The organism is Achromobacter sp. B7 (assembly GCF_003600685.1).
Lineage (GTDB): Bacteria > Pseudomonadota > Gammaproteobacteria > Burkholderiales > Burkholderiaceae_B > Achromobacter > Achromobacter spanius_B.
In genome coordinates this window covers 4,987,276-5,005,531 of the sequence record NZ_CP032084.1, presented here as the reverse complement: position 1 = coordinate 5,005,531, position 18,256 = coordinate 4,987,276, and the positions used below count along the sequence as shown (strand labels likewise).

Here is an 18,256-nt window from a genome sequence, read left to right as displayed (position 1 = left end):
ACATCATCCCAATCGGTCGTCTTGATGGTTTAATCGGGCCTCAACGGATCCCAACGAGGCGGCGCCATGGTGACCCTTACGTCGACGGCCGCGGATGCCCAGCCGGCGCCGCGCACCATTGCTCCGCTTGCCCCGGGCAGCCGCATCGCCGTCATCGGCGGCGGCGTGGCGGGCCTGAGCGCGGCATGGTTGCTGTCCGAGAAATTCTCGGTGACCTTGTTCGAAGCGCAGGAACGCGTCGGCGGCCACACCAATACCGTCAACGCCCGGGTGGGCGACATCACCCATCCGGTGGACACCGGATTTCTGGTGCACAACGATCTGACATACCCGCACCTGATCCGATTGTTCAAGCACCTGTCCATTCCGGTGCATGCCAGCGACATGACGTTCAGTGTGTCGCTGTCGCAGCCCGACGTGGAATGGGCCGGCACCAATCTCAACACCGTCTTCGCACAGCGCCGCAACCTGCTGCGTCCGGCCTTTCTGGGCATGCTGCGAGACATTCTGCGTTTCAACCGCCACGCCGCCGCTTACCTGGCGCGCAGCGGGCCGCATGCGCTCTTGGGCGACCTGCTGGATGCCGAGGGCTATGGCCAGGCGATGCGCGACTGGTATCTGCTGCCCATGGCGGGCGCCATCTGGTCCACGCCGCCCAGCATGGTGCTGGCGCAGCCGGCCCGCACGTTCCTGTCGTTCTGCCTGAACCACCGCTTGTTGCAGGTGGCGGGGCGGCCGCAATGGAAAACGGTTGACGGCGGCGCGCAGCGTTACGTGCAAGCGATGCTGCCACGCATCGAGCAGGTGCGCGTGGCCAGCCCGGTGCACACCGTCAAGCGCGTGGGAGGCGGCGTGCAGGTGCGCACGGCGGGCCACGTTGACGACTTTGATGCCGTGGTGCTGGCGTGCCACGCGCCCACGTCCTTGGCGATGCTGGATGCCACCGAGGCCGAGCGCGATGTGCTGTCGCGCGTGCGCTATCAGCCCAATCTGGCGGTGCTGCACACCGACACCGCGCTGCTGCCGCGCCGCCGGGCGGTGTGGTCGGCCTGGAATTATCTGGCCGGCCCGTCGCCGGATGCGCCCATGTCGGTCAGCTATCTGCTTAACCATTTGCAGCCGCTGCCGTTCAAGCAACCCGTCATCGTCACGCTGAACCCGCAGCAGGAACCGGCGCCCGACACGGTGCTGGGTCGCTACGATTACGAACATCCCATTCTGGACGCCGACGCGGTGCTGGCGCAGGCGCGCCTGCCCGAGATCCAGGGCCGTGCGCGCGTGTGGTTCTGCGGCGCCTGGACGGGCTACGGCTTTCACGAAGACGGGCTGGCGTCCGCCATCCGCGTGGCGGCGGACTTTGGCGTGACGCCGCCGTGGGGCGCCGCGCCATGAACGCGGACGGCCTGATCGAACTGATGCGCGCGCGCGTGTTGCACGCGCGCACGCGGCCGGTGGCGCACCGCTTCACGTACCCGGTGTTCTGCCTGCGCCTGCGCATCGATCAGGCGCCGCGTGTTGACGGCCGCGCGTCGTGGTTGTTCGGCGTGAACCGTCGGCGCCCGGTGGCATTTCACTTTGCCGACCATGGCGCGCGCGACGGCGGCGACCCGATGGCATGGTTGCAATCGCGGCTGACCATTGCAGGCGCGGATATTGATGTAGGCGCGGTGTGGTTGCAGTGTTTTCCGCGCCTGTTCGGTCACGTCTTCAACCCCGTCAGCTTCTGGCACGTGCACGACACACGGGGGAATTTGCGGGTGCTGGTGGCCGAGGTCAACAACACCTTTGGCGAGCGCCACCAGTACGTGCTGCGCGCGCCCGACGGCGGCGTCATCCAGGATGGCCAAGTGCTGCAAAGCGACAAGGCGTTTCACGTGTCGCCGTTCTGCGAAGTAAGCGGCATCTACCGGTTTCGGGTTGAACGTCGCAATGGCGTGCACGCTGCCATCATTGACTACCACGACGACCCCGCCCAGCCGCAGCCGCTGCTGCACACCGCCATTCGGGGCCAGAGCGTGCCATTGACCACGGCGGCGTTGCTGCAAGCGGTGGCGGCGATGCCGTTCATGACGCTGGGCGTGGTGTGGCGGATCCATTGGCAGGCGTTGCGGCTGTTCCTGTTGAAGGTGCCGTTTCATCGCAAGCCGCCCGCGCCGGCCGGCGAGGTGACGGCGCCGCCGCCGCGCAAGCACCCCTGAAATTCCCCATTGATTTGGTTGCGATCCGCAATTATATTGGTTGCGAACCGCAACTTTTAAGTGGGCACGCCATGGATCTGATCGACTTTCCCCATCAATCCCGCGAGCAGACCATCCGCGACCTGCGCGAGTTTTCCCGCAAGCTGGTGCGCGAACTCGGCTTCATGCGCACGTCGCTGGCGGGCAGCGAGCTGGCCCCGTCCGCCGTGCACGCCATCATCGAAATCGGCTTGCAGCCGGGTATTCAGGCGCGCGATCTTGCGGTCATCCTGCGGCTGGACAAGTCCAACACCAGCCGGCAACTGGCCAAGCTGGAATCCGCCGGGCTGGTGGCCCGCGAGGTCGATAGCGCCGATGCGCGTTCATCGAAGCTCACACTGACGGATGCCGGGCTGGCGCTACGCGCGCGCATTGACCAATTCGCCACCGATCAGGTGTCGCACGCGCTGCGCCGGATGACGCCTGACGACCAGCAGTCCCTGATTCGTTTCATGTCGCTGTATGCGGATGCGTTGTCGCGCGAAAACCCGAACGTGGCGCCGGCCACCTTTGCCATCGACGAGCAGATCGTCGACGGCTACGGCCCGGGTTGCATCGGCGACATCGCCAGCCTGCACGCGCGCTACTACGCGCAGGCCTCGGGCTTTGGCGTCTACTTTGAACGCAAGGTAGCGACGGAGCTGGCGGCGTTTGCCGAAACCTTGCCCGATCGCGGCAAGGGTATGTGGCGGTACGCGGAAGCCGAGCCGGGCGGGCGCACGCTGGCGTCCATCGTCATCGACGGCGACATGGCGGCGGGCCAGGCGCATCTGCGTTGGTTCATCGTGGACGATGCGCTGCGCGGCATGGGCGTGGGGCGGGCGCTGTTGGCGCGTGCGCTGGCGTTTGCCGACGCGCACTACCGCGAGACGTATTTGTGGACCTTCAAGGGGCTGGACGCCGCGCGCCACCTGTACGACGCGGCGGGCTTTGTGCTGACGCACGAACAGGAAGGCCGGCAGTGGGGCAGCGTGGTGGTGGAACAGCGCTTTGCGCGCCGCCGGCCGTGATGCGGGTGTTGCGGGGGGCGGGGCGGGTGTTGCGGGGGGGGGGGCCGCCGGTTTAGCTTGCCCGCTGGATCACGGCGTAGATCGCCCCTTAGATCACGCCTCAGATCGCGCCTCAGATCACGCTGATGCGCAATTCCGCCAGCAACGCCGCCGCCTGCGTCTTGGAAATAGTGGCGCCTGCCAGCCGCGCGGCGGCGGTCAGGTCGATGCCGTTCAGATCCACTTCGCGCAGGTCCGCGCCTTCGAAGCGCACGTTTTTCAGGTTGGCGTTGCGCAAGCTGCCGCCATGAAAGACGGTGTCGCGAAAATCACTGCCGGCCAGATCCGCGTCGGAAAAGTCCAGCTGCATGATGTTCGATTTGCGAAACGACACGCCCCGCAGCAGCGCGCCAACCAGCAGGCATTCTTCCAGGCTCCAGCCCAGGCACGCGATGCCGTCGAAGTCCGACCCGGTCAGTTTGCAACCCTGGAAGCGGGCGGCGGCCAGGCGTGCGCGTCGCCAGTTGGCGTTGTTCAGGTCGCAATGTTGAAAGACCGCATCGCTGGCGTCCGCCGACGCAAAGTTGGCCTGGCCGCCCCGGCAGCGCAGCCACGTGGTGTCGGCCAGCGTGGCGCCCTGGAACGACGCACCGGCGATGGCGCAGCCCGTGAAGCGCGCCCCGCGCAAGTCCAGGCGGGAAAAATCAGCGTGTTGAAAATCGCAGTCTTCGAATGACAGCGGCTGGCCCGCCGCGTGATCGATCAGTGCCAGCAGGGTGTTGCGGTCCACGTCCTGGCCGGTCGTGGTGTGAAGCAGGTCTTGCGTCATGCGTGTTGTCTCGGGTTTGCCTACTGGAAGATTTCGCTTTCCACGCAGAACGCAACCAGTTCCTGGTCGGTCTGCACGTTCAGCTTGCGCATGGCGGATATTTTCTGGCCGCTGACGGTCTTGACGCTGCGCTTGAGCGTTTCGGCCACCTGCATCATGGATTCCCCACGGATGAAATGGCGCAGCACCTCGAACTCTTTGGGCGACAGGCTGTTGATGCGTTCGCCGATGAATTTGCTGCGCGAATCCACCGTGCCATCGCGCTGGAATCCAGGAGGATAGTACTTGCGCCCCGCTTGCAGCGTGCGTAGCGCGGTGACAATTTCAGCCAGGTTGTCGCGCTTGAGCACCACGGCGGCAACGCCCGCGTCGTACATGGCCGAGATGATCATGGGGTTGGACACCATGGTCAGCACCACCACCTGCGTCTTGGGAAACCGCCGCGTCAGGAACTTGACCAGGCGTATGCCGTCGCCATAGGTTTCGTCGCCCGGCATGGAATAGTCGGTGATGACAACATGGGGAAGGTCGTGGGTCAGGTGGTCGACCAGCGCCGTCGGGTTGTCGAGCAGCCCGGTGACTTCAACGCTAAGATCCTTTTCCAGCAGATCCCGCATGCCTGCGAGCACCAGCGGGTGATCGTCGGCCAGGACAATTCGGAGTCGTTCCATTCTGGGGCGCCGTGGGGTGAACGTGGGGGTAATCGGGCTCATTCTGTACCAAGACTCAGACTTGAGCCAGCAGGATCCTGAGCGCTTGTGTCAGCTTGACCGTTTCCTGGAACACGGCGTCGTCACCGCCGTCGCGCCTGAGCTTGACTTCGATGGCTTGAAAATCCGATGACAGTGTTGTCATTTTGACCATCACCAACGCGCCACGCATCCGGTGCATGGTCTGCAACGCGGCGGGCACGTCGCGGCGGGCAATGGCCTGGTCCAGATTGTTCAGGTCGCTGTCCATGGTGTCCAGGAACAGGCGGCGGTACTTGGCGGGCACCAGCGGTTCGGGGGGCAAGGCGTCGGCGGGGGCAGGGGCTTCGGGGGCGTCGACGGGCGAGGGCGGGGGCGGGGGCGCGGGGGCGTCGGTGTCCGGTTGCACCGGCGTGATGCCGCCCAGATGGCGGCGCAGCGCGCTCAGTTCAATGGGTTTGACCAGCCACGAATTCATGCCCGCGGCCATGCAACGCGCTTCTTCATCGCGCATCGCGTTGGCGGTGACGCCGATGATGGGCTGCGCAAAGCCGCGCGTGCGCAGTTCGCCCGTCAGCTCGTAGCCGTTCATTTTGGGCATGTTGACGTCGGTCAGCAGCACGTCGTAATACGCCATGTTCCACATCGACAGCGCTTCGGCGCCGTTGCCCGCCACGGTCACGGTGCAACCCAGCTGCTCCAGCTGATGGCGCAAGGTGGCTTGGTTGATAGGGTTGTCCTCTGCGACCAGCACGCGCAGGTTCAGGGGCTCCAGCGGCGCGTTGGCGGGGGATTCGGCCGGCACCGGCGGGTCGCCGCGCAACAAGCGCGAAATGCCGAAGCCGATGCTGTCCAGGTCGTGCCCGTCAACCTGCACCGGCATGCCCGTCGCGGATTCGCGCGGGTCGCCGGCCGACAGGAAATGGCCGATCCAGTTGGCGGGGGGCGCTTCCGAGTCGCCCAGGATGTCGAGCAGCACGTCGTCGGCCTCGCCGGGGCCCAAAGGCGTCGGCGCGGGCTGGGCGGCCGCGCCCCAGCGGGTCAGCCATTGGCAGACGTTGTCGCTTAGTTCGCGATGCGGGCTGCGCACCACGACGCGGATGCCGTGCAGGTCGGGTTCGTCGATGGGTGGGCCGTCGGCCGGCTGTAGGGCCAGGTCCAGCGAGAAGCTGCTGCCCAGGCCCAGTTCGCTGGTCAGGCGGATATCGCTGTCCATCAGCTTGGCCAGGCGCGCACAGATTGACAGCCCGATGCCCGCGCCGCGCACGGTGTGGCTGGCGCTGTCGATCTGGTAGAAGGGGCTGAAAAGCTGGGCCTGGTCTTCCTTGTCGATGCCGATGCCGGTGTCCACCACTTGCAGCGTCAGCACTTGTGCGCCGTCGGCACGCTCGGCGCCGCGCAAGCGCACGATGACATGGCCTGATTCGGTGAATTTGATGGCGTTGCTGAGCAGGTTGCTGAGGATCTGCCGGATGCGCACCGGGTCGCCGGTGACCCAGGGCGCCACCGAATCGTCCACGCTGGCAAACAGCAGCAGCCCTTTCTGGCGGGCCAGTGCCGCAAATGACCGAGTGCAGCTTTCCACCAGTTCACGCGGGCGGAACAGGGTGGATTCCAGCGCCAACTGGCCGGATTCGATCTTGGTGATGTCCAGGATGTCGCTGATCAGCTGCAACAGGATCACCGACGAATTCTGGATGCGCTCAAGGTGCTGGCGCTGCTCGGCGTTCAGCTCGGTCATGCCCATCAGTTCCAACGTGCCCAGCACGCCATACAGCGGCGTGCGGATCTCGTGGCTCATGGTGGCAAGAAAGGTGGATTTGGCTTCGCTGGCCTTGTCGGCGTCGCGTTTGGCCTGCGCCAGCGCGCGTTCGATTTCCGCTCGCGCGCTGATGTCCGCAAAGGCGCACAGCACCACGTCCTGCTTTTTGTAGCGCGTGGGCGAATAGGCCACGTACAGCGGCCGGCCGTCGTCGGCGTGAAAGGTTTCGATATTGCCGGGCTGGGACGCGTTGAGCACCTGGTCCAGCAAGGGGCGGGCGGCGGGCGAATCGCGCAGGCCCTGGCCAGTGGCCGCGCCCAGCCATTCCAGCGCCAGGCTGTTGGCGAACAGCACGTCGCCATTGGCGCGCGCCAGCACGCATAGGGCGATGGGCGCCGTCTGGATCAGCGTGCGGTTGAATTCCTCGCTTTCGGCGATGTCGCGGTGGGCGCTTTGCGCAGGCTCGATCACGCGCCGCGTGTACCAGCGCTGATAACCGATGCCGCCCGCCAGGCTCAACAGCAACATCAGCGCGGCGCTGACGGGCAGCCACAGGTTGTCTTCGAAGAAATTGCGGTAGGTGACGCGGTAGCGCGCCGTCCAGATGCCGGTCGGGTCCGACACTTGCAGGATCAGCCCGCCCGCCGTGGCGCGCAGGCCGCTGTGCTCGACGTTGGGCACCGGGCCGTCGCCGATCATCAGGCCGATGTCCCGATGCGACAGCCAGAAACCGTCGTATTGGATAGACGGCAGCGCGCGATCGTAGATGTTGATGCGGCGGCGGCTGAACAGGGTGGCCACATACAGGTCGGGCTCCCCGCCCGCGCGGTTGGCCCAGGCCGAACCGGTCAGCCCCGCCGGCATGATGCCCACCATGCGATCAGGCAGCCCGGCCGGCGGAAACCAGCGAATTTCGGCGTGTGCCGTGCCCACGCCGGAGGCCGGCGCGTTCAAGGTTGCGGATGCCTGGTCGTCCCCGCCCTTGGCAAGCTGCGTGCGGACGGCGTCGTTGACCAGCAGCAGGGTGTCTTCGACCAGCGGTTCGCCGTAGCCCGGCTTGACGTTGATGGCGGGCACGGCGACGCCCACGCTGTCGGTGCGGTTGACGAGAAACGCCGCGGCGGCCGGAAAGTACGAGTTGGCCCAGAACGTGCTGTAGAAGTCCGCGAAGTAGCCCGCCGCCGCGGGCACGGGGCTGTCGGCCACCGGGCATTCGGCGGGATAGGCGCAAAACAGCGAAAAGGGCATGGCGACCAGCGCGTGCTGGCCGCGATAGACGCGCATGCCCGGTCGGGTGGAATCCAGGGGCGTGGACAACTCGGTGTTGTCGACCGGCGGCCGGCCATCCAGCCGTTGGCTTTCTTTGCTGAACTGCTTCAGGAACAGCTCTTGTTCGTGGATGTAGCCCACCAGCACGGCGAAATCCATCAAGAGGCGGTCTTCTTCCTGCTTGATGATGCGCTGGGCGCCCCACAGCAGGGCGCCGATCAAGATAAGGGCAATGGGCAGGATGCCGAACAGCGCGATATTCAGCCGTCGTGAAGTGCGTGCAATCCTGCTAAACGGCGTTTCCTGCATACGCGGGTAAGAGTCCTAAAGCGGGTGAGTGGCATACGGCCTGGGCTCGTCCGCCAGCAGATCGGTGAAGTCATGGGCGTTGACGGCGGCGGATATCAGGAAGCCTTGGGCGAAATCACAGCCGATTTCGCGTAAAAACTCCAGGTCTTTCGTGCTTTCGACGCCTTCGGCGGTGACTTGCAGGCCTAATTGGCGGCCCAATTGCACCGAAGAGAGCAAGGCGGCGGCCCGCACATGGTCTTGTGCGGCGCCGTTGACAAAGGCGCGGTCGATCTTCAGTTCGGTGAACGGCGTGGAAATCAAGGTGTACATCGAGTTGTAGCCTTTGCCGAAGTCATCCTGCGCCAGACCGAAACCTTTCAGGCGCAACCGGCTGGCGCCCATATAGTAGTGGCCCGGGATCGAGGTGGTTTCGTCTTCCAGCAGTTCGAACGTCACGTCTTCGAACGGCACACCCCGATCCGCGACCAGATTGTAAAGCTGGTCGGGCAAGTCCGGTTCGTCCAGCAGCCGGGTAGGCAAATTGACGGAAACCGGCATTCGGAAGCCCTGGTCTCGCCATCCGATATAGGCCGTCAAGGCGTCGTCCAGCATCCGGATAAGCAGGGCGTGGTCCAGGCCGTGATGCCGCACCGCGCCCAGGAATGACGCGGGCAGCATGAAGCCGAATTCCTGGTGATGCCATCGGGCCAGCGCCTCGGCGCCGACGATGTTGCCGGTGGCCAGCGCTTTCTTGGGCTGGAACCACGCCTGGATCTGGCCGGCAGCCAAGGCCTTTTCCAGCGTGCGCCGGTCGAATAGCGGGGCGGGTGGCGCGCACAGCGTGGGCGACGCTACGCCGCCCTGTTGCGGGTTGCGCAGCCGCTTGGCCAAGGCCAGCGCGTGTTCGCGCGTGACGGGCTTGGTATAGGCGGCAATCACCGACAGGCCCTTTTCCTTGGCCATCAGGCTGACGCTGTTCATGATGCGGCGCGAGCAGGCGGTGGTGATGGCCAGCATCGGGTTGCATTGCAGGCGAGCCAGCTCATGGATGAACTGCACGCCATCCATGCCGGGCATGTTCAGGTCCATCAACACCAGCTGGTAAGAATGCGTCCGAAATTTCTCCAGGGCCTCTTGCGCCGAATTCGCCATGTCCACATGGTCGAAGCCGGCCTCAAGGAACAGGCCACGCATTTGCGCGCATTGGAAAGCATGGTCGTCCAGGACCAAGACCTTGTACACGGATAACATCGTCAACTCCGGAGTTCTTTAACCGATTGCAGCGTTTGGCGCAGGACCGTCAGCGGCAGCGGCTTGACCAGCAGGCTGGTCATGCCGGCATTGATGCCGCGACGCTGCTCGTCGGGAAACGCGTTGGCCGTGACCCCAAGCACGGGCTTGTCAAAGCCGCGCTTGCGCAGAATGCGGGTTAGCTCGTAGCCGTCGACCAGCGGCATGTTCAAGTCAGTCAGGACGGCGTCAAACGTCATCAGGTCGGGCAGGTTCAGCGCTTCCTGGCCGTTGCCGGCCAGCACCACCGTGCAACCCATGTGCTCAAGTTGTTCGCGCAGGATCAATTGGCTGATGGGGTTGTCTTCCGTGACCAGTATCCGCAGGCCCAGGACTTCAAGCGGCGCCTTGGGATCGAAAGCGGTGCTGCGCGCCGCGCCGCCTTGCGCCAGACGCACCGCATGGTTGAAGCTGCCCAGGCTGTAGGCGCTGGCGAACCAGTTGCGGTGGCTGTCTTCCACGCGGGGGCGCAGGCCGGGCGGGTGCAAAATGACCTGCGGCCCGATCCAGTTACCGATCTTTTGCGCGTGCGGCCACGCTTGCACCAGCACTGCTGGCTCGCCCGACGTGACGCCGCCGGCGGGGTAGGGCAGGCCGACCGCGCCCCAGCGGCGCAGCCAGTCGCAGAGGTTATGAACGATTTCGGGTACGGCGCCCTGGACGTAGACCAGCGTGCCCGCGAGCTCGAGCGACGGGGCGTCCAGCGCCTCGGGGGCAAGCGGCAGCCGGATTTCAAAGGTAATGCTGGTGCCCAGGCCGGGTTCGCTGACGGCGTTAAGGCGGCCGTTCATCATGTCCGACAGGCTGCGGCAGATGGACAGGCCCAGCCCCGTGCCCGGCAACGTGACGCAGTTGTCGGCGTCCACCTGGTAGTAGGGTTCGAACAGCCGCGCCTGGTGTTCGGGGGCGATGCCCGCGCCGGTGTCGGCGATCTGAAAGCACAGGTCGACGCTGTCGCGGGTGCGGCTGTTGACCTTCAGGCGCAGGACGATTTGCCCGGAATCCGTGAACTTGATCGCATTATTGGCAAGATTGTCGAGAATCTGGCGAATGCGCGTGGCATCGCCGATGACGGCGGCGGGGGTGTCCGGGTCGGCCACGGCATAGCTGCGCACGCCCTTGGCATGCGCGCGCGCCGCGAAGCTGGCCACGACGTTGTTCAAGAGTTCAACGGGGGAAAAAGGCGCGCGTTCCAGCACAGTGTGGCCAGCCTCGATGCGGGAAAGGTCCAGCGTGTCGTTGATGGTACGCAGCAGCGTGGCCGACGATTGCTGGATGGTTTCCAGGTACTGCGCCTGCTGGCCACTGACGCGAGTCAATGAAAACAGTTCCAGCGTGCCAAGAATGCCGTAGAGCGGGGTGCGGATTTCGTGGCTCATCGTGGTCAGGAAGACCGTCTTGGCCTGGTTGGCGGCTTCGGCGTCGCGCTTGGCTTGCAGCAAGGAATGTTCAATGCGCTTTAACGCAGAAATGTCGCTGATGCCGCACAGCACCACCGCTTCGCCCCGGTACGTGGTGGGCGCAAAGCTGAGATAGGCGGTGCGGCCATCGTTCAGCCGATGTTCGCGGCCGGCTTCATCGCCCTGCGCGGACAGGATTTCGGTGCGCCAGCCCGGTGTGCCCTGGAACCAGCGGCGCGCCATGTCGTTGGACAACACCACCGCGCGATCCGAACGCCGCAGCAGGCATAGCCCCACCGGCGCCACTTCGATCAGCTTGCGGTTAAGCGACACGCTATCGGCCAGGGCTTCGTATTGGCGCAACGCGGGCAGCACCAGGCGCCGGCGGATATAGCGCACGCGCAGGATCACGGTAATGATCAGCAGCAGCGAGGCAATGGCCGCCGTCTGAAAGGCTATCGCGTTGTCGCGCAGCACGTGGCGCATGGGGGCGTAATAAACCAGGCGCCACCCGTCATCGCCCACGGATTTGCTCAGCACCAGGTATTCGGGCAGCCAGCCCTGGCCTTGCAGGCCGAAGGCATCTTCGCGGGTGGTATGCGGCAAGGCCTGGCTGGTGGCGCCCGCGCCAGCACTGCGCAGCACCGGCCGGCTCAGTTCGTCGAACAGCACGTAGTCGCCCGCGCCGATGCGCGGCGCGTTCACGGCCGAATCCACGCCATGGACTTCCAGGCCGATCCAGGCGGCCTCGGGGTGTACCGCATCAAGCGGCGTGAACAGGAACAGGCGCTTGACCGTGTCCTGCGGCGGATGCAGCCAGACGATGGGCGGCAGGCCGTTGGTGGGCGCACGGGTCTGCACGTCGGCCAGCGTCAGCGCCAGCCACTGCTGGATGGACGCGGGAATGGCCGGCGTGCCCGGCTGGTCGTGCGAGGCGATGGGCACCGTGCTGGCGTGGCGCACCGCGCTGTAGACGATGCGCGTGTTGGCCTGTGCCACGCGGCGCAGGTCGCGCGGGGTCAGGACCAGCGCCCAATCGTAGGCGTCCGGGCCTTCTTGAAGCGGCAGCACTTCGATCTGCCCCGTCTTGCCGAAATGCGACGGGGTCTTGCTGATGGGTTCTTGGTTGGTGTTGCGCACCGCCGACGCGGATATCGAGCGCAGCAGGGATTCGCGCTGGTCGAAAAAATGCTGGGCTTCGTAGGCGGCGGCGTTCATGTGGCGCCGGTAGTTGGACACCACGTTGCTGAACGCCCAGTACAGGTACAGGGTAGCGCCCGCCGCGATACAGACGAGCAGCGCCACTGCAAGAAAGTGCAGTAACAGCGAGGCGGCGCGCGGCGCGGCAAGGGGTTCTAGGGCGGGAGCGCCATGGTCTTCTACCAGCATTTGACGCATGGTAGAAACACCTGCTTACCCAGTGAATAAGAAGAATCTCAAAGTGGGGGCGCAAAAAAAAGGGAAGAAAGGGGGAAGAAAAGGGCCCAAGCAAAAGGCCCTTTGGTATGCGCCGCGCAATCCCGGAATTTGAGAAATTTCTTGTTCTTTTACCCGGCAGCGTTGGGCACTATCTGTGGGATTCCGACTTCGCCAAGAAGCTGCCTACCGGCGCATTTTCACACCGGCGGCATGCCTCAGCACGGCGCTTAGACGTTAATCGAGAACAGCATGATATTGACCCGGCTCTGCCCCCCCGCGCACCCCATCGTTCGGGTCTTGCCATGAAAGACGACGCCCGTTCCTGGGCTCTGTCCGAAGAGTCCGTCGTGCTGCGCTTCCAGCCTGTGTTCACGGCACAGGGGCAAGTCCACGAATACGCAGTGATGGGCCGTTGCCGGCCGTCACCCTGGAGCAGCCTGAACCCCGTGGGCCTGGGCGCCAGCCTGATGGCCGGCGTGGCGTTCTTCAAGAAATTCAAAACCCCAATCGAATTGTCATTCGAACACGCGCTTGATGTGCGTGGCCATGGCGATCTGGCCGAGCGCCTGTGCTCCGAGTTGGGCATTGGCGTGCTGGAAAACGCCATCTGGGTCAACAAGTACGCGCGCTACGACGATGCCGCGCCCCTCTTGATGCCGGCAAAGCGCATCACCTTCACCCTGCCATTGACGGACCGCCTGTCGGACCACGCCGATGTGCTGTCGCGGTATCCGGAATTCCAGGCGCGGTTGCGCGCGCGATTGCTTCCCGCCGTCTTGCGCGGCAAGGACACCGGCCATGGCGCCTTGCGCGCCGACGGCCTGCATGTGCAGGTGCCGCTGGGCCTGTCCGAAAACCGCACCTTGCAGGGCCGCTTCTTCACCCTGATGGAGCGCGCCTGGTGCGCCAACCTGCAAGTGGTGGCCGGTGGCGTGGAAGACATTCGCGACTTTGCGTGGATGCGCCTGCACAGCGATCTTCTGTTTCGCGGGGCGGCCTTATCCGCCCCGCTCAGCGCCGAATGCCTGGGCATCTGGCTAGACGCCGACAGCAACGCGTGGCGCTCATTCAATGCATCCACCACGCGCTTCGCCGGCGTGGCGGAAAGCTAACGTAGTTGTCAGCTGAGTTGCTAGCTCAGTTGCTAGCTGAGTCGCTAGCTTAGTTGCCGGTTTCGGATTGCAGGCGGCCCAGGATAAACCCATCCACCGAACTCGTCCGGCCGCGCCACAGCGTGGGCTGCCCTGCAATGGGCGTGCCGTCGGCCGTGAAGAACAGCGCGTCGGTCAGGTGGATGTAGTTGGGCAGCGGGTCGGCCGGCTGCGGCACGCGGAACACATCCCCCAGTTCAGCCAGCGACCGGTGCACCGCATCACGGGCGTCGGCATCCAGCATGTCGAGCGAACCCGTGAAGCTGGCGGCGAACCGGTCGAAATATTCCGCGCCCGACACAATGGACCCCGACACCAGCATGCCGCCCATTTGCAGCGTCACACCAATGCTTTCAAGCTGGCCGCCGTTGTTGACCAGGTTGACCAAAAATTGCAGGAAGGCGTCGGCGTGGGGGGCCGTGTTGGCGCTGGTGGTGGGCTCGTTGGACATAACGGGGTCTCGGAAAGGTCGTAGAAGACGCACAAGATACTCGAATCGCGCAAAAAAAGCCTACCAGCCCCAGCACGTGCCGGCCGCCGGTTTGCCGCAATTGCGGTAATTCACCGCAAACCACAGCTTGCCGGCGTTGCGCGGCGAGCCGTCGGTCTTGACGTCTACGCGCGGCAGTTCTTCCAGCGTGTCGCGTTGGCTCTTGATGGAGACGCCCGCGGCCACGTTGGCGGCCAAGGGGATGCGCCCCAGCGTCTGCGCTTGCCGGTCGTCGAACACAATATCGGTGTCGGCCAGCGCGCCCATTTTCAACGAGGCGTCGCGAACGGCGGCGGCATAGCTGTCGTTGGCGCCGCCGGGAACCAGCGTCGAACTCAGCGTGCTGACCGCCAGGATCTGCGCGGGCGTGGCGGGCGCGGCCATCTTGTATTGCTCCAAGGCTGGCAGTTGCCCGGCCGCTACCTGGCGACGCAGCCAGTCGCCCCACAGAAATTCCGCGAACTCGGGCAGGTTGCCGTTCTGGTAGGCGATGTCGCGGGTGAAGTACACCAGCGAGCGATAGCGGTCTTCCTGCATGCCGCCGGCTTCGTCGGCGCTGGCCAGACCCAGGCGGCTGGGTAATTGGTCGACGGTGATGGGCTGGTTCTGGCCATCGCGCAGCCACGCCCGGCGTTCGTCGACCATGCGTTGCCAGAATGCGGCGGCGGTCGGCAGGCTGCTGTAGTTGGCATCCACCTTGACCCAGACCGGCAGCTTCGGGCCGCCATCGAATATCTCGCGCAATGACGAGAACGTGTGATGGCCGTCGGTCAGGTACAGGTTGCCGTCCCAGCCCACCACCACGGTTTTCAGGTTTTCCGGATGCGTGCCCGGCGCGTCCTGGCACGCGAAAGTGGCGGGCTGATCCAGCCGCGCGGCGCGGGCCGCAGCCAGGTCGGCAAATTTTTCGGCGCGTTCCACACCGCCCATGTCCTCGCAGTAGTCGTCGAACTTTTTGCCGACGGTGCGATCCAGGTAGTCCAGCTGGCGGGCGTCGTCGCCGGCCCACGAGCGGTTGAAGTCGCCTTGCCAACGGCCCAGCTTGTAGTAGATCTGGTCGTAGCCGATGGCAGCCTGCGTAGGGCGCAGGGCGTCGATGGTGACCTGGATGACGTCGCCGGCCTTGGCGTTCAGGTAGGCGGTGTTGCGCGCGGGGACGTCGGGGTCCGGGGTGGGGTCGACGACGGGCGCCGGGTCGACAGCGGGCGGCGCGCTGACGATGGGCGAGGCGGGCGCGTCGTCGTTGTCGTCGCTGCCGTTGCAGGCGGCCAGGGCCAGCGGCAGCAATGCCACGGCCAGCAGGCGCGCAAGAGGTTTCAGGGGCAGGCGGGAAGCGAAGTCGAGGGTCATGGGCGGGCCGTATTGCGGCGATCTAAAGGTATCCAATCATGACGGCGGCGTGTTTCCCCCGTATTGCACCGGCCATGACACGCCATCGATTTCCCATTCGCCAGGGGCTTGTCCATAATCGGTCCTCGATTCAGACGGGAGGATACCGGCAATGGCAACGATCAAACACTGGCGGGCCTGTTTCGTATTGGCGCTAAGCACGTTGGGCGCCGTTGGGGCAATCGGCGCGGCCAGCGGCGAGGCGCGCGCCGCAGTGGACCCGACGGCGCAATTGCGCGAGGCCGCCGCCTTGGGCCAGGCAGCGCGCGTGCGGGAATTGCTGGACCAAGGCGTGCCGCCGGACGGGCGCGACGCGCAAGGCAACACGGCGTTGCTGCGCGCCACGCAGGGCAACCACGTGGAGGCGGCGCGCGTGCTGATCGAAGCCGGCGCGGACGTGAACGCGCAAAACGGCATGCAGGACAGCGCCTACCTGCTGGCGGGCGCGCAAGGCTATCGGGAAATTCTTGAACTGACTTTGCGCCACGGCGCGGACTTGCAAAGCACCAACCGCTACGGCGGCACCGCGTTGATTCCCGCCTGCGAACGCGGCCATGTGGAAGTGGTCAGGACGCTGCTACAAGCGGGCGCCAAGCCCGATCACGTCAATCGGCTGGGATGGACGGGCCTGCTGGAAGCCATCATTCTGGGTGACGGCGGCCCCCGGCATCAGGCGATCGTGGCCATGCTGATCGGGGCGGGCGCCGACGTGAACCTGGCGGATCGGGAGGGCGTGACGCCGTTGCGGCACGCGCGTCAGAAAGGGCAGGCTGAAATCATTGCCCAGTTGGAACGCGCGGGGGCGCGATAGGCGGATGAAGCGCCGGGGGGCGCGGCAGGCGAAACGCAGGCAGCGCCTGCCAGGCCAAAGCAAAAAGCGGGGCGCGTCCCATCGGACGCGCCCCGCTTTTTATCGGGCTGGCGAACTGGCGTGTTATCGCGCTATCGCGCTATCGCCTGTCGCCCGGCCGCGCCATGCGTGCCTTAGAACTGATGGCGCACGCCCACGCCGGCGGCCGTGCTCTTCAGGCCGTCGATGAACGCGTAGTCCGTGCCGTACGAACCATAGGCATACAGGTTGGTGCGCTTGGACAGGTCGTAGGTGTAGCCCACGCTGTACACGTTCATGTTGGCGTCGCCGCCGGTCAGCTTGTCGTTGGACGGGGCCACGTGCTGCCACGAGGCAAACACGCTGCTGGCGCCGCCCACCGGCACGGTCGCGCCCAGCATGTAGGCGTTGGCCTTGAAGCCGTTGACGAAGCGGTTGGTGCCGAATTCATCGCTGAACGGGGTGTCGGCCGGCAGGTCCTGGCCGACGAACCAGCCGTCGGTGGTGCGGCCATAGGCGGCGGCCAGCTTCACCACTTCCAGGTCGTACGACACGCCCAACGCGTATTGGCGCGGCGTGGCGTTGCTGTCGATGTTGCCACGGTTCGAGCCGTTCAACTGGTCGTACGTCAGCGCCACGTTCAGCGGGCCCTGCACGTAGCGCAGGCCGGCCGTGATGCCGCGCGTGTTGTCGGCGGTGCGGAAACCGGTCTGGTCGGCGGTGGTGTCGTCAGCGTTGAACGAATAGCCGATGCCGAATTCAAAGCCGTTCACCGACGGGGTGCGGTACATGACCATGTTGTCCCAGCGCATGGTGTTGGCCGCGCTGAAACCCAGGCCCAGGTTCGACTGGGTGTAGCTGGTGTAGAAGGGGTCGATGTCGGCCAGGTAGTTCGAGCCGATCGTGGCTTGGCGGCCGAAGTCCAGCTGGCCCCAGGCGTCGTTGGCCAGGCCGATGGTGGCTTGGCGGCCGAACAGGCGGCCGGACTGACCGCGTTGGCCATTGGCGGAATCAAAGCCGCTTTCCAGCTTGAACACGGCGCGCAGGCCGTCGCCCAGATCTTCGGATCCGCGCACGCCCCAACGGGAGCCGGCCTGGATGCCGTTGATCATGCCAAGCTTGCTACCGCTGTAGCCGTCGCCCTTGATCTTGTTGTAGCCAATGCCGGTGTCGATGACACCATAGAGGGTGACTGACGGTTCTGCCTGTGCAATGCCTGTGAAAGCGGTCAGCATCGCAGCGGCGAGCAGCGTCTTTTTCATCCGGGAATCTCCTGGGATTTTTGAGGGGAAAAAACAAAGGGAACACCACGCCAGGCATCAAACCCAGCGGTGTTCCCGGGCGCAAGTGTAGAACATTTACGCTATTTACCTTTGATTGCCTGGGATGTTCCGGCTATTTCGTCTAATCGGGCGGCCCTGCTGGCGGCTCATACTGCGGCCTGATGCTGGCGCCTATGTCGCCCGCCGATTGACCGCGCGCCGTCATAGTGGCATCTTGCCCCGAAGCCTTGATCTGGAAACTGCCCCGTGGACTATCCACAGCCCCTTGTGACCGTTGACGCCGTCCTGCTGACCTTGCGGGCCGGCGGCCTTGAAATTGCCCTGCACCAGCGCGACCGCGCGCCCTTCAAGGGCGCCATGGCGCTGCCGGGCGGCGTGGTGCATGCGGACGAAGACGACAGCACCGAAGCGAGCATCCGCCGGGTCCTGCGCGAAAAAACCGGCTTTGAACCGCGTTACCTGGAACAGCTACAGGTGTTCTCAGGCCCCCAGCGTGACCCCCGCCAGTGGTCCTTGTCCGTGTCATACGTGGCCTTGGTGCCGGTGGCCGAACTGGAAGCGGCGGCGGGGCAGGGCCTGCGCTTTGTCAGCGTGGACGCGTTGCCCTCGCTGGCGTTCGACCACGCCGCCATCGTGGCCGCCGCCGTGGCCCGCCTGCGCGGCAAATCCAGCTACTCGACCTTGCCGTTCTTCCTGCTGCCGGAACGCTTCACCCTGACCGAACTCCAGCACACCTACGAAGCCATCTTGCAGACCCGGCTGGAAAAATCGAACTTCCGCAGGAAGATGGACGCCTGGGGTGTACTGGAACCCACGGGCGATTTCGTCACCGGGGCGCAGCGCCCCGCGCGCCTGTACCGCCTGAAAGACTTCGCCCTGTTCGACCGCACAGTCGGATGACCCTGCACGCCAACACCCGCCACACAACGCGGACTTTCA

14 protein-coding genes are annotated in these 18,256 nt (G+C 65.2%); 6 read left to right on the top strand and 8 right to left on the bottom strand.

All coding sequences use genetic code 11. The features are described from left to right. Positions 1-66: 66 nt before the first annotated feature. From DVB37_RS22715 to DVB37_RS22705, 3 genes are all read left to right on the top strand, one after another. Entirely contained in the window at positions 67-1,392 is a 1,326-nt protein-coding gene (locus DVB37_RS22715; protein WP_120156833.1) for an NAD(P)/FAD-dependent oxidoreductase, read from the top strand. Beyond that, the gene (locus tag DVB37_RS22710; RefSeq protein ID WP_240433968.1) at positions 1,389-2,198 is read left to right on the top strand and encodes a DUF1365 domain-containing protein; all 810 of its coding nucleotides are present in this window, start codon (positions 1,389-1,391) and stop codon (positions 2,196-2,198) included. The genes DVB37_RS22715 and DVB37_RS22710 overlap by 4 nt, the downstream gene beginning before the upstream one ends. A gap of 71 nt (positions 2,199-2,269) precedes the next feature. After that, positions 2,270-3,247, top strand: a complete 978-nt coding sequence (locus tag DVB37_RS22705; protein WP_120156832.1) for a MarR family winged helix-turn-helix transcriptional regulator — start codon at positions 2,270-2,272, stop codon at positions 3,245-3,247. Between the two features lie 112 nt (positions 3,248-3,359). On the opposite strand, the gene DVB37_RS22700 is transcribed toward DVB37_RS22705, so the two are convergent. Genes DVB37_RS22700 through DVB37_RS22680 form a run of 5 tightly spaced genes read right to left on the bottom strand, consistent with a single transcriptional unit; the run spans position 3,360 to position 12,154 of the window. Then, complete coding sequence (locus tag DVB37_RS22700; RefSeq protein WP_046807965.1) at positions 3,360-4,055, bottom strand: pentapeptide repeat-containing protein; 696 nt, start codon at positions 4,053-4,055, stop codon at positions 3,360-3,362. A 20-nt stretch (positions 4,056-4,075) separates the two neighbouring features. Continuing rightward, a complete protein-coding gene (locus tag DVB37_RS22695; RefSeq protein ID WP_046807966.1) occupies positions 4,076-4,726 on the bottom strand; it encodes a response regulator in 651 nt (216 codons plus the stop codon). Between the two features lie 55 nt (positions 4,727-4,781). Further along, positions 4,782-8,084, bottom strand: a complete 3,303-nt coding sequence (locus DVB37_RS22690) for a hybrid sensor histidine kinase/response regulator (RefSeq protein WP_120156831.1) — start codon at positions 8,082-8,084, stop codon at positions 4,782-4,784. A 15-nt stretch (positions 8,085-8,099) separates the two neighbouring features. Next, positions 8,100-9,317 (bottom strand): EAL domain-containing protein, encoded by a 1,218-nt coding sequence (locus tag DVB37_RS22685; RefSeq protein WP_104142221.1) that lies wholly within the window; start codon positions 9,315-9,317, stop codon positions 8,100-8,102. Positions 9,318-9,319: 2 nt separating this feature from the next. Next, on the bottom strand, positions 9,320-12,154 hold the full coding sequence (locus DVB37_RS22680) for an ATP-binding protein (protein ID WP_370638731.1): 2,835 nt from the start codon (positions 12,152-12,154) through the stop codon (positions 9,320-9,322). 323 nt (positions 12,155-12,477) lie between these two features. Here DVB37_RS22680 and DVB37_RS22675 point away from each other — a divergent pair, with 323 nt between their 5' ends. Continuing rightward, positions 12,478-13,287 (top strand): hypothetical protein, encoded by an 810-nt coding sequence (locus DVB37_RS22675; protein WP_046807908.1) that lies wholly within the window; start codon positions 12,478-12,480, stop codon positions 13,285-13,287. A gap of 49 nt (positions 13,288-13,336) precedes the next feature. On the opposite strand, the gene gvpU is transcribed toward DVB37_RS22675, so the two are convergent. Beyond that, on the bottom strand, positions 13,337-13,777 hold the full coding sequence (gene gvpU / locus DVB37_RS28565) for a gas vesicle accessory protein GvpU (protein WP_185975435.1): 441 nt from the start codon (positions 13,775-13,777) through the stop codon (positions 13,337-13,339). A 60-nt stretch (positions 13,778-13,837) separates the two neighbouring features. Then, positions 13,838-15,166 carry a ParB/Srx family N-terminal domain-containing protein gene (locus DVB37_RS22665; protein WP_120156829.1) on the bottom strand — a complete coding sequence of 443 codons (1,329 nt, stop codon included), beginning with the start codon at positions 15,164-15,166 and terminating at the stop codon, positions 13,838-13,840. Positions 15,167-15,317: 151 nt separating this feature from the next. Here DVB37_RS22665 and DVB37_RS22660 point away from each other — a divergent pair, with 151 nt between their 5' ends. Continuing rightward, a complete protein-coding gene (locus DVB37_RS22660; RefSeq protein WP_120156828.1) occupies positions 15,318-16,016 on the top strand; it encodes an ankyrin repeat domain-containing protein in 699 nt (232 codons plus the stop codon). Positions 16,017-16,189: 173 nt separating this feature from the next. Here DVB37_RS22660 and DVB37_RS22655 read toward each other — a convergent pair whose 3' ends face one another. Beyond that, positions 16,190-17,296 carry a porin gene (locus DVB37_RS22655; protein WP_046806798.1) on the bottom strand — a complete coding sequence of 369 codons (1,107 nt, stop codon included), beginning with the start codon at positions 17,294-17,296 and terminating at the stop codon, positions 16,190-16,192. A gap of 267 nt (positions 17,297-17,563) precedes the next feature. On the opposite strand from DVB37_RS22655, the gene DVB37_RS22650 reads away from it, so the two are divergent. Next, complete coding sequence (locus DVB37_RS22650; RefSeq protein WP_120156827.1) at positions 17,564-18,217, top strand: NUDIX domain-containing protein; 654 nt, start codon at positions 17,564-17,566, stop codon at positions 18,215-18,217. Positions 18,218-18,256: the final 39 nt, after the last annotated feature.